Annotated in this window: 9 protein-coding genes; 4 read left to right on the top strand and 5 right to left on the bottom strand. The window is 74.5% G+C overall.

What is annotated here, in order from left to right; all coding sequences use genetic code 11:
* Nucleotides 1-170 precede the first annotated feature (170 nt).
* Nucleotides 171-839: a transglycosylase family protein gene (locus ABD308_RS00955; RefSeq protein ID WP_344323423.1), complete on the top strand. Its 669-nt coding sequence runs from the start codon at nt 171-173 to the stop codon at nt 837-839.
* A gap of 29 nt (nt 840-868) precedes the next feature.
* Here ABD308_RS00955 and ABD308_RS00950 read toward each other — a convergent pair whose 3' ends face one another.
* Complete coding sequence (locus ABD308_RS00950) at nt 869-1,285, bottom strand: cupin domain-containing protein (RefSeq protein ID WP_344323413.1); 417 nt, start codon at nt 1,283-1,285, stop codon at nt 869-871.
* An 852-nt stretch (nt 1,286-2,137) separates the two neighbouring features.
* Between ABD308_RS00950 and ABD308_RS00945 the strand changes: the two genes are divergently transcribed.
* Both ABD308_RS00945 and ABD308_RS00940 read left to right on the top strand, forming a co-directional pair.
* Nucleotides 2,138-3,232, top strand: coding sequence for an ABC transporter substrate-binding protein (locus ABD308_RS00945; protein WP_344323403.1), 1,095 nt, complete (start codon nt 2,138-2,140; stop codon nt 3,230-3,232).
* Nucleotides 3,233-3,409: 177 nt separating this feature from the next.
* Entirely contained in the window at nt 3,410-3,610 is a 201-nt protein-coding gene (locus ABD308_RS00940) for a serine protease inhibitor (protein WP_344323393.1), read from the top strand.
* Between the two features lie 184 nt (nt 3,611-3,794).
* Here ABD308_RS00940 and ABD308_RS00935 read toward each other — a convergent pair whose 3' ends face one another.
* From ABD308_RS00935 to ABD308_RS00920, 4 genes are all read right to left on the bottom strand, one after another.
* Nucleotides 3,795-5,153, bottom strand: a complete 1,359-nt coding sequence (locus ABD308_RS00935) for a M64 family metallopeptidase (RefSeq protein WP_344323383.1) — start codon at nt 5,151-5,153, stop codon at nt 3,795-3,797.
* A gap of 77 nt (nt 5,154-5,230) precedes the next feature.
* Nucleotides 5,231-7,186: an APC family permease gene (locus ABD308_RS00930; RefSeq protein WP_344323371.1), complete on the bottom strand. Its 1,956-nt coding sequence runs from the start codon at nt 7,184-7,186 to the stop codon at nt 5,231-5,233.
* 200 nt (nt 7,187-7,386) lie between these two features.
* Nucleotides 7,387-9,636: a heavy metal translocating P-type ATPase gene (locus ABD308_RS00925; protein ID WP_344323360.1), complete on the bottom strand. Its 2,250-nt coding sequence runs from the start codon at nt 9,634-9,636 to the stop codon at nt 7,387-7,389.
* Between the two features lie 134 nt (nt 9,637-9,770).
* On the bottom strand, nt 9,771-10,046 hold the full coding sequence (locus ABD308_RS00920; RefSeq protein ID WP_344323349.1) for a heavy-metal-associated domain-containing protein: 276 nt from the start codon (nt 10,044-10,046) through the stop codon (nt 9,771-9,773).
* 193 nt (nt 10,047-10,239) lie between these two features.
* Here ABD308_RS00920 and ABD308_RS00915 point away from each other — a divergent pair, with 193 nt between their 5' ends.
* Entirely contained in the window at nt 10,240-10,521 is a 282-nt protein-coding gene (locus ABD308_RS00915; protein WP_344323338.1) for a metal-sensitive transcriptional regulator, read from the top strand.
* The last annotated feature ends 1,048 nt before the right edge of the window (nt 10,522-11,569 follow it).

Here is an 11,569-nt window from a genome sequence, read left to right as displayed (position 1 = left end):
CGGGGGGCCCGTCGTCTGTCCGGAGCGGGGGCCGGTCGGGTGGTGGCGCGGGGCCGGCCGGGTGACCCGTTCGACGTGTCGACGGCGGCACGGCCCCCTCGGCGTGCGTCGGTGGGAACGCGCCGCTCCCGAGCGGTACGCGCCCTTGTCCCCGGACCTGAGAGCCGCCGATGCCCCCCACCGCGCACCTGCGCCGCCTGCTCCCCACCGCCGCCTGCACGCTGGCCGCCGTCCTCGCCGCCCCTGCGGCGCACGCCGCGCCACCGGGTCCGGGAGGTGGGGCGGGCACCGGTCGGGGGGCCGTGATCGACTGGGACCGGGTGGCCGCCTGCGAGAGCAGCGGGAACTGGCACGTCAACACCGGCAACGGCTACTTCGGCGGCCTCCAGTTCGACCAGCCGACCTGGCGGGAGAACGGCGGCCTCGCCCACGCGCCGCGCGCCGACCTCGCCAGCCGCGAGCAGCAGATCGCCGTCGCCGACACGCTCGCCACCCGGCGCGGGCTCGCCCCGTGGCCGGTCTGCGGCGCCCGCGCCGCCCGTGGCTCCGAGCGGCCGCCGGTCCACACCCGGCCGGCCCGCAAGGAGCGCCCCGTCGAGGACGAGGAGACCCCGGCCACGACGCCCGCCGCGCCTCCGCCGGCCGACGCGGTCAGCGGAGTCGGCGAGGCCGGCGAGGCCGGCAACTGGACGGTGCGTCCGGACGACACCCTGGAGAGCATCGCCGACCAGCTCCGGATCCCCGGCGGCTGGCCCGCGCTGTACGAGCGGAACCGCGCCGTGCTCGGCGAGGACCCGGACCTGATCCAGCCCGGCCAGGTACTGGCCCTGCCGCTCTGACGCGTCCCCGCCCCGGGTCGCGGCCGCCCTCAGCCCACGGTGGGCTGCCAGGGGCCGCGCTCGGGGCGGGCCTCCGTGGTCGAGCCGTCCGGCCAGGGCGGCATGGTGACGGCGACGATCCGCAGCGGGCCGGGGCTGTCCTCGTCGGCACGGAACTGGAACGCCGTCCCCAGCGGAACCGAGACCGCCGTCCCCACGCGCAGCGCGTCCACGCTCTCGCGGCCGGCCTGCCGCCGCCAGATCCGCCCACGGCCACCCGTGACGTGCCAGAGCTCCCGCACGGTGGAATGCGACACCGCCCGGGTCACCTCCCCGGGAGCGAGTTCGAAAACGGCCTGGCTGCCGAGGCCGTCCAGCACCAGCAGCGGCCGGACGACGGCACCGTCCGGGGCGCGGACCACCGGGGCGTCCCCGGTCTCCGTGGTACGAAACGGCTGCTCACCCATGCGAACCCGACCCCTCCCGGCTCCGGCGGGCCCCCCGCCCACCCCCTCTCGCCGATGGGACCACACCCCCGCCCGTCCCGCCAGAGCGCCGCCGAGGCACCGCCAGAACCGCGGATCGAGGGCGGCGTCAGCCCCGTCACTTCCTTCGCGACTCCGCGATGGAGCCTCCGGCCTCCGGGTCCGGCATGACTTCCCTCGCAGGTGTCGCCGACCGCCACCACCGGGGCGGTGTCCGGGCCGCGGAAGCGGGCCGATCCCCGGACCGCCGTGGCGGCCGGTGCCGATCGGCCGTGAACCGTCCGCCGCACGCTGCCCAGCGCCACCCGGGAGAGGACCGGCGGGATCCTCCAGGGTTACTCCCCGCCGAACTGACCTTCCTCATCGAGTACTTCGCCCGCGCGACCGCCGCCTTCCACCGGACCCCGCCCACCGCCGGACGAAGGGCCCGCTGAAGTGCACGGGGCGGGCACGGCGCCGGCGCGGGATCGGCCTTGGACGGCGCGGACCAGCACGCCCCTGGTCGACGTGCACCTCCGGCCGTCGACCGCATGGCTCGGAGCAGCGGTTCACCTCGCTGCTGCGCGCGGGCCAGCGCGAACGTGCCGCGCAGCACCCGACGGGCTTGCCCGGCGCCCCGACCCCCGCCCGGGGCGCCGGACACCTCCGCCCTCCCGCCGCGTCCGCCCCGTGGATCGCCGCCTCTTGCGCGATCCGCCCCCGCCCGGGCGAGCCGCCGATATTCGGTTGCCTCCCGGCGGCCGGGGTGGTTGCAATGTCCGGCATGATCAAGGGCCTTGGCACCCTGCGGTCCGGGCCTGTCAGCACCGACTCGCCACACGGAGAGGCCGACGCATGAGCACGTCACCATCGCGACCTGAAGCCGAGCGGACCGACGGCGCGCCCGTCCGGATCGGCGCCCTCGTCCCGCTCACCCGGCCCGGCTGGGCCGAGGCGGGCCGGCACCTGCTCGCCGGGCTCGAACTGGGCGCCGCCGAGGTGAACGAGGCCGGCGGCATCGCCGGATGGCCGCTCGAACTGGTGGTGCGGGACACCGCCGCCGACCCGCAGCGGGCCACCGCCGCCGTCGACGAACTGGCCGCCCTGGGCGTGGCGGCCCTGGTCGGCGAGTACCACAGCGTCGTCGCCCGCACCGTCGCCGCCCGGGCCGACGCCCTCGGGCTGCCGTTCCTCTGCTCCTCGGCCGTCCTCGACGCGCTCACCGACCGGCCCACGGACCGGGTGGCGCGCCTCGCCCCGGCGCAGTCCCACGGCTGGCGGATCTACGCGGACTTCCTCCTCGACGCGGGCCACCGCCGGATCGCCGTGGCGGCCGAGCCCAGCGTCTACTGGGCGTCCGGGACCCGCGTCCTGCGCGAGCACCTCGCCCCGCGCGGCGGCACCCTCGTCGAACTCGACGCGCGCGCCCTCGCCCCCGCCGCGCTGAACGACGCGCTTCTCGACAGCGGTGCGACCGCCCTCCTCCTGCTGGTCGGCCACCCGGAGCCCGCCGTCCCGATCGTCCGGTCCGTCCGCCGTGACCCGCGCCTCGCCGGTCTGCTGGTCGGCGCCCCGGCCGGGCAGCCGGAGTTCGCCGAATGGCGGGCACTGCTGGGCGAGGACGGCGCCGCGGTCCCGTTCCTGCGCTACCTGCCCCAGCGCCTCGGGCCGCTCGGCACCCGCGTCGCCACCGCTCTGCGGGAACGGCTGACCGAGGCACCCTCCTTCGTCGCCTTCGAGGGCTACGACACGGTGACCGTCCTCGCCGAGGCCCTGCGCTCCCCGGGCGGCCTGGACTGGGAGCACGTCGCGGTAGAGGGCACCCGGGGCCCGATCCGGTTCTCCCGCGTTCCGGGCGTCGGCGTCCGGCAATGGGTCTGGCCGCCGGTCCAGATCGCCGACCGGGACCCGGCCAACCCCGACGACTTCCGAGTCCTGCACAGCGGCTGAGGTGGCCGAGAGGGCCCGGCCATGACGGCGGCGATGCGAGCCCCCCGTGTCCTGGTCTCAGCGTGATCGTTTAGAAATCGAAGAGGGTCACTACCGGGTGCCAGTCAGGTGATCCGACCTGCGGAGTGCCTGGGGATGGAATCCCTCGCCGCACGACCACTTGGGAAGAGGAACGCAATGGAGAACCTGAAGAGCTGGCCCCACCTGGCGTTCATTGACGCCGGCACCGTGGCTTCGATCATCAAGGCGGAGAACCCGGATTTCCAGCCCGTCGTCGTCCTCGCGGGAAGCCCCGTGACCAAGGACCTTCAGTCGGGTCGAGTGCGGCTCTTCGTGAACGTCCAGAATCTCGTCATCGAGGTCCCCCGCGAGGGCTAGGGTCTTTCATTCGGGTCACGGCCCGGATTCCTAGGCGGCACAGGTGCCGGCGGATGGCCCGGGACACGTAGGCGCGGTCCGCCAGGACGGCAACCCGCCCGGTGTGGGAAGTCGGACCCGCCGACTTCCCACTCCCGAGCGCGGGAAGTCGGGNNGGAGCGCGGGAAGTCGGGCCCGGGGGTGTTCACGGCTGGTGGGTGGGCTGTGGGTGGGTGAGGGGCCAGGTGAGGGTGGTGGTGAGGTGGGGGCGGAGGGTGCGGTCGAGGACGGCGGGGGTGAGGTCGGTGGCGGTGGCGGTGAGGGTGTGGGGGCGGCCGGGTGGGCCGGGGAAGGGGACGGTGGCCAGGTTGATCGTGGTGCGGCCGCGCAGTTGGGGGAGGTCGCGGCCGTCCACCGACCAGGTGAGGGTGGTACCGGGGACCGGGAGGTCGACGGTGAGGCGGCCGGCGCGGGTGAGCGGGGTGCCGGCCGGGGTGGGGCTGGTGAGCGGGACGGCGTGCCGGTAGAAGCCGGCGATCATCGCCTCCCGCCCCGGCAGGTTGAACTCCCGCCCCAGCGAGCGCATGATCGAGTTCTCGGTGGGCCGGTACAGCCCCTTGGGGTAGTAGCCGCCGCCCTCGTAGCCGCCGACCACTCCTCCGTCGGGCGAGGTCCGGCCGAGCCAGCGGTACCACTTGGCGTGGTCGCGGGCCAGCCGGTCGGCGGTGGACGTGCTGATGTTGGGCTCGGCCGGTTCGCCCAGTTCGGCCGGGTAGACGTCGTCGCCGTCGTAGAAGTACTCGTCGGCGAGCTTGCCCAGCGAGTGGCCGGTCTCGTGCACGGCGATCTGGCCGGCCTTCGGGTTGCCGCCCGCCACGGTGGCGATGCCGTCGTAGCCGAGCGGGAAGGCGACGTTGTAGCCGGCGCCGCCGTACTTGGCGGTGTTGGCGACGACGAGCACGAGGTCGGCCTGCGGGGCCTTGGCGGCGTAGGTCTCGACGGCCTCGGTGTCGACGCAGAGCAGGCGCTCGATGTCCTCGCACCAGAAGTAGGAGCCGAGGGCGGTGTCGCGGACAGTGGCGCGGTCCGGGTCTCCGGTGATGCCGGAGTCGGTGGAGACGGTGGCGACCGCCCAGACGTTGAACAGGCCCCGGTAGGTGGCGTAGGGCTCGACGGCGCTCAGCTCCCGCCATTTGGCGGCGGCGTCGGCGTGGAACCGCTCCTGCTCGGCGGCGGTGTAGCCGTCGCCCATGACGACGACGTCGACCTTCCCCGCGGGCTCGCCGCCGCGCAGGATCGGGGTGACCTCGCCGTCTCCGGCGGCGGGTGCGATGCCGGGACGCCCGCCGCCGGTCAGGTACGGGGAGGCGGCGGGCGCGGTGGCCCGGCCGATCGAACCGTCCTCGCCGAACACCTCGACGCCGTGCCGGCTGCCGCCCGGGAACGTGGCGACGGCCGGCGAAGCGGCGACGCCGGGCGACGCGGCGACGGCCGGGGCGGTGCCCGGGGCGACGAGCGCGAGGGCCCCGGTCAGGACGATCGAGCCGAACCTGCGATGGCGCACGGGCGTCGCTCCTCAGCGGCCGGTGGGGTCAATCGGTTCGCCATGGTAGGCATTTGACGCCCCGACGGCACAAGACCTCAGCCGACGTGCACCCGTGGGCGGCGGGACCGGTCCGGCTCGGCCTCGCGGAGGACCTCGCGGGTGACGGGCGCCACCTCGCCCTGGCCGAACAGGAAGAACCGCAGGAACTGGGCGAACGGGTTGCCCTCCGTCCACTCGAAGTAGATGTGCGGCTGCTGTCCGGTGCGGTCGCGGACGGTGAGGAGCAGGGCGGCGAGGGCGTTGGGCACGCTGGAGCTCTCCAGAGTGAGCACCCGGTAGCGCTCGTGCAGCACCTCGCCGTGCACGGTGAGCACCGCCTCGAACTCGGACGGGTCACGGACCGTCACCTCGACGAAGACCAGGTCGTCCTCGGCGGGGATGTCGTTGTCGGTGCGGATCTGGCGTTTCTTCTCCTGGTACTGGGCGAGGTCGCGGCTGTTCGGCTCGTTGGCGATCAGCCGCAGCGGGCGGTGGGTGTAGTCCCGCACGAAGCGTTCGGCGGCCCCGTCGAAGACGATGTCGGTGACGCGCAGTTCGAAGGCGCGCTTGAGGCGGGAGAGGAAGGAGACGAGCATGATGGCCGCGATGAAGCAGGCGCCGATCTTCACGCCGTCCGGGCGTTCGGCGATGTTGAGGGCCGTGGTGTAGAGGAAGACGGCCGCGATGACCGCGAAGCCGATGGTCCAGCCGTGCTGGCGGGCGGCGCGGGCCGCGATGGTGACGGCGATGGCGGCGGAGCTGATCAGCACCAGGACGCCGGTGGCGTAGGCGCCGCCCTGGGCGTCCACGCCGGCGTCGAAGATCCAGGTGACCAGGAAGGCGATCAGCGTCAGCACGATCACCATCGGCCGCACCGCCCGCGCCCAGTGCGGGGCCATGCCGTAGCGGGGCAGGTAGCGCGGCAGCAGGTTGAGCATGCCGGCCATCGCGGAGGCGCCGGCGAACCAGAGGATGGCGATGGTGGAGAGGTCGTAGACGCTGCCGAAGGTGTTGCCGAGGTACTCGTGGGCGAGGTAGGCGAGGGCCCGGCCGTTGGCCTGGCCGCCTTTCTCGAAGGCCTCCGCGGGGATCAGCAGGGTGGTGATGAGGCTGGTGGTGATCAGGAAGACGCTCATGATCAGCGCGGCGGTGGTGAGCAGCTTGCGGGCGCCGCGGATCCGGCCGGTGGGTTGCTCCTCGGTGTCGTCCGGGTCGCCCTCGATGTGCGGCATGACGGCGACGCCGGTCTCGAAGCCCGAGAGGCCGAGCGCCAGTTTGGGGAAGGTCACCAGGGCGACGCCGACCATCGCGACGACGTCGCCGTGCTCGGCGGTGAGCGCGTCCGCCCAGTCCCCGACGACGTGCGGGGACCTGAGGACGTGGTAGAAGCCGGTGACGACGACCACCACGTTGAGCGAGAGGTAGATCCCGACCAGGACGACCGCCAGTCCGATCGCCTCGCTGAAGCCCTTGAGGAAGACGCCGCCGAGCAGGGCGATCAGGACCAGGGTGATGGGCACCTGCTTGCCGGTCAGGGCGCTGTGCAGGTGCGGGTTCTCGACCAGGTGGGCGGTGGCGTCGGCGGCGGACAGGGTGATGGTGATCATGAAGTCGGTGGCGGCGAAGCCCAGCAGGGCGAGGACGAAGAGCTTGCCCTGCCAGAACGACAGCAGGCGTTCCAGCATCGCGATCGAGCCTTCGCCGTGCGGGCTCTCCCGGGCCACCCGGCGGTAGACGGGCAGGGCGCCGCCGAGGGTGACCACGACGAGCACCACGGTGGCCACCGGGGAGAGCAGGCCGGCCGCGAGGGCGGCGATGCCGGGCTGGTAGCCGAGCGTGGAGAAGTAGTCGAGGCCGGTCAGGCACATCACCCGCCACCAGGGGCGGGCCTGTTCGGCGGGGGGCTGGGCGTGCGGGCCGGGGTGCTGCTTGGCCCGGTCTGAGAGCCCCTCCAGCAGCCAGGAGCGGAACCGCCCCCCGCCGGCCGTACCGCCGTTGTCCGAGGAAGCCACCTCGCACCCCTGTCCTCGTCCCCGCAGCCGACCCACCGACGGCAGGGCGACAGGCTATGCGACCGGGCCGCCGACCTGCGGGAACGCCTCGGCGGTGTCCCCTCATCGGGCCAGCGCGCCACGGGTGCGGCGAGGACGCGCGTGAGCCCCCGGAACCGGGCTTAGGTTCCGGGGGCTCACGGGGTGCACCCGCCGGGCGGTCAGCGGAAGGTGCGCAGCCGCAGGCTGTTGCCGACCACGAAGACCGAGGAGAAGGCCATCGCCGCACCGGCGATCATCGGGTTGAGCAGGCCGGCGGCGGCCAGCGGCAGGGCGGCGACGTTGTAGCCGAAGGCCCAGAACAAGTTGCTCTTGATGGTGCCGAGGGTCTTGCGGGAGAGCCGGATGGCGTCGGCGGCCGAGCGCAGGTCGCCCCGGACCAGGGTCAGGTCGGCGGCCTCGATGGCGGCGTCGGTGCCGGTGCCCATGGCGAGGCCGAGGTCGGCCTGGGCGAGCGCGGCGGCGTCGTTGACGCCGTCACCGACCATCGCGACGACCTTGCCCTCGCCCTGCAGCCGCTGGACGACCGCGACCTTGTCCTGCGGCAGCACCTCGGCGATCACGTCCTCGGCCGGGATGCCGACCTCGGCGGCGACGGCCTCGGCGACGAGCCGGTTGTCCCCGGTGAGCAGCACCGGCCGCAGGCCGAGGGCGCGCAGTTCGGCGATCGCCTCGGCGCTGGTGGGCTTGACCGCGTCGGCGACCTCCAGGACGGCCCGCGCCGCGCCGTCCCAGCCGACCGCGACGGCGGTGCGGCCGGCGGCCTCGGCGGCGCGCTTGGCCTCGGCGAGCTCGGCGGGGAGGTGCTGCGACCACTCGGCGAGCAGCGACTCGCGGCCGGCGACCACCGCGTGGCCGTCGACGACGCCCTGGACGCCGAGTCCGGGGACGTTCGCGAAGCCCTCGACGGCGGGCAGGGTGCCGAGGCGGTCGGCGGCGGCGGTGGCGATGGCGGCGGCGATCGGGTGCTCGGAGGCGTGCTCGACGGCGCCGGCGAGGCGCAGCGCCTCCTCCTCGGTGACGCCCTCGGCGGTGCGCACGGCGAGCAGGGTCATCCGGCCGGCGGTGACGGTGCCGGTCTTGTCGAGGACGACGGTGTCGACGCGGCGGGTGTTCTCCAGCACCTCGGGGCCCTTGATCAGGATGCCGAGCTGGGCGCCGCGGCCGGTGCCGACGAGCAGCGCGGTCGGGGTGGCCAGGCCGAGGGCGCACGGGCAGGCGATGATCAGCACGGCGACGGCGGCGGTGAAGGCGGCGGTCCAGCCCTCGCCGGTGCCGAGCCAGTAGCCGAGGGTGGCCAGGGCGAGGGCGATGACGATCGGCACGAAGACGGCGGAGATCCGGTCGGCGAGCCGCTGGGCGCCGGCCTTGCCGTTCTGGGCGTCCTCGACGAGCTTGGCCATCCGGGAGAGCTGGGTGTCGGCGCCGACCCGGGTGGCCTCGACCACCAGGCGGCCGCCGGCGTTGACGGTGGCGCCGGTGACGGTGTCGCCGACGCCGACCTCGACGGGCACGGACTCGCCGGTGAGCATCGAGGCGTCGACGGCGGAGGCGCCCTCGACCACCACGCCGTCGGTGGCGATCTTCTCGCCGGGGCGGACCACGAAGAGCTCGCCGACGGTCAGCTCGGCGACCGGGACGCGGACCTCGGCGCCGCCGCGCAGCACGGTGACGTCCTTGGCGCCGAGTTCCAGCAGCGCCTTGAGCGCGGCGCCCGCGGTGCGCTTGGAGCGGGCCTCGAAGTAGCGGCCGGCCAGGATGAAGGCGGTGACGCCGGCGGCGGCCTCCAGGTAGATGTTGGACGAGCCGTCGGAGCGGGCGATGGTGAACTCGAAGCCGTGCCGCATGCCGGGCATCCCGGCGTGGCCGAAGAACAGCGCCCACAGCGACCAGAGGAACGCGGCGCCGGTGCCGAGCGAGACCAGGGTGTCCATGGTCGCGGCGCCGTGCCGGGCGTTGGTCCAGGCGGCCTTGTGGAAGGGCCAGGCGGCGTAGGTGACGACGGGGGCGGCGAGGGTGAGCGAGAGCCACTGCCAGTTGTCGAACTGGAGGGCGGGGACCATCGCCATCGCGATGACCGGGACGGCCAGGGCGAGCGCGGTGATCAGCCGCCGGCGCAGCGGGGCGAGTTCGTCGGCGGGCTCGGCGTGGCCGTCCGCGCCGGCGGGCTCGGGGGTGGCGGGGCGGGGCACGGCGGCGGTGTAGCCGGTGGCTTCGACGGTGGCGATGAGGTCGGCGACCTCGATCGCGCCGGTGACGCTCACCTTGGCCTTCTCGGTGGCGTAGTTGACGGTGGCGGTGACCCCGTCCATGCGGTTGAGCTTCTTCTCGATCCGGGCGGCGCACGAGGCGCAGGTCATGCCGCCGATCTGGAGTTCCACCTCGGTGGAGGCGGGTGCCTGGGTGGTCATCTGGGCTCCTCGTGGGTCGCCGGTGGGCGGTCGAAGGGTGGGACGGTGGGTGGGGCGGCCGGAGCCCGATACCCCCGGGGGGGTCTGGGGAGAGCGCCGGCCGGGAATGCCGGGCCCCGGGCTCGCGGGGGCGGTCAGGCCCGGCCGGTGAGCTCGTAGCCGGCGTCGTCGACGGCGGCGCGCAGGGCCGCCTCGTCCAGCTCGGCGTCGGCGGAGACGGTGACCTGGCCGGCCGCGACGTCGACGCGCACGGCGGTGACGCCGGGGAGGGCGGAGACCGCCTTGCCGACGGCCTGCTCGCAGTGGCCGCAGGTCATCCCGGCGACGGCGTAGACGGTGGTGATGGCGGCGGGGTCGACGGTGACGGTCGAGCCGGTGGAGCAGGTGCCGTCGGTGGAGCAGCAGGACATGGGTTCCTCCGTGGGATCGGTTTCGTTCGGTGGTACCCGGTGGGGGTATCCCCTCGCGGTGATTCCTTTATACCCCTGGGGGGTATGCCACGCAACCCCCCCGGCCGCTCCGGACCACCCTTGACTGCATACCCCCTGGGGGTATCTAATCAAGGGCGTCGGAGGACCGAATCGACGATCCAGGGAGGCCCGCATGGCCGGCTACCACCACGAGAAGGACCAGGTGCAGCGCAGGCTGCGGCGGGTCGAGGGCCAGATCCGCGGCATACAGCGGATGGTCGACGAGGACAGCTACTGCATCGAGGTGCTCACCCAGATCTCGGCCGTCACCAAGGCGCTCCAGTCGGTCGCGCTCCAGCTGCTCGACGACCACCTCGGGCACTGCGTCCAGGACGCCATCGCCCGGGGCGGTGCGGACGCGGACGCCAAGGTCACCGAGGCCACGCAGGCGATCGCCCGCCTCATGCGGGCCTGAGGCCCGCCCGTAAGCCGTACACCGGGCCACCCGCACACCCGCGAACACGCACACCCGCACCGCGACCCACGTACCGAGGAGCCCGCCGTGAACACCGCCCTGAAGATCGCCGCCTTCGCCACCACCGTGACCGCCGTCTTCGGCGCCGCGTACGGCGTCGGCCACCTCACCGGCGACGGGACGCCCGCGCCGCGCCCCACCGGCGCCGGCCACGCCGGACACACCCCCGCCCCCGCGGCCACCGGGGCGACGGCGGCCACCGCCGAACAGCCTCCCGGCGGCCTGCAGATCTCCGAACGCGGCTACACGCTCGCCCTGGAGAACCCCTTCGTCACCGCCGGCGCCCCGGCCGAGCTGCGGTTCCGCGTCCTCGGCGCCGACGGTCGGCCGGTCACCGGGTACCGGCCGGCGCACGAGAAGGAGCTGCACCTGATCGTCGCCCCGCGCGACCTCGCCACCTTCCAGCACCTGCACCCGGTGCGCGCCGCCGACGGCACCTGGAGCGCGCCGGTCGCACTGCCGGCCGCCGGGGAGTACCGGGTGTTCGCCGACTTCACCCCGGCCGACGCCGCCGAGGGCCTGACCCTGGGCGCCGACCTGCACGCCGCCGGCGAGCTGCGCCCGGCCCCGCTGCCGCGGACCGGACGGACCGTCACCGTCGACGGCTACACCGTCACCCTGGAGGGCGACCTCACCCCGGGCCGGGCCGGGAAGCTGACGCTGAACGTCGCCCGGGACGGCCGGCCCGTCACCGACCTCCAGCCGTACCTCGGCGCGGCCGGCCACCTGGTCGCGCTGCGCGCCGGCGACCTCGCCTACCTGCACGTCCACCCGGACGGGCACCTTCCCGAGGGCGCCGCCACCGCCGGCGGCCCGGCGATCGCCTTCACCACCACGGCGCCCAGCGGCGGCGAGTACCGGCTCTTCCTGGACTTCCAGCACCAGGGCGCCGTGCACACCGCCGCGTTCACCCTCCCCGTGGGCGGGCCCCCGGCCGCCGCCGCGACCACGGCGGCGCCCGCCCCGACCAGCGCGGCCGCGACGCCGA

The sequence above is a fragment of the Kitasatospora putterlickiae genome, from assembly GCF_039527695.1.
Classification (GTDB): Bacteria; Actinomycetota; Actinomycetes; order Streptomycetales; family Streptomycetaceae; genus Kitasatospora; species Kitasatospora putterlickiae.
Note: the sequence above shows the minus strand (reverse complement) of the source record. Positions and strands in the feature narration are given on the sequence as shown.

Bases quoted from the DNA above. Each gene is read 5' to 3' on its own strand.
- ABD308_RS00955 (WP_344323423.1), top strand. From the start codon at position 171: ATGCCCCCCACCGCGCACCTGCGCCGCCTGCTCCCCACCGCCGCCTGC.
- ABD308_RS00950 (WP_344323413.1), bottom strand. From the start codon at position 1,285: ATGGGTGAGCAGCCGTTTCGTACCACGGAGACCGGGGACGCCCCGGTG.
- ABD308_RS00945 (WP_344323403.1), top strand. From the start codon at position 2,138: ATGAGCACGTCACCATCGCGACCTGAAGCCGAGCGGACCGACGGCGCG.
- ABD308_RS00940 (WP_344323393.1), top strand. From the start codon at position 3,410: ATGGAGAACCTGAAGAGCTGGCCCCACCTGGCGTTCATTGACGCCGGC.
- ABD308_RS00925 (WP_344323360.1), bottom strand. From the start codon at position 9,636: ATGACCACCCAGGCACCCGCCTCCACCGAGGTGGAACTCCAGATCGGC.
- ABD308_RS00920 (WP_344323349.1), bottom strand. From the start codon at position 10,046: ATGTCCTGCTGCTCCACCGACGGCACCTGCTCCACCGGCTCGACCGTC.
- ABD308_RS00915 (WP_344323338.1), top strand. From the start codon at position 10,240: ATGGCCGGCTACCACCACGAGAAGGACCAGGTGCAGCGCAGGCTGCGG.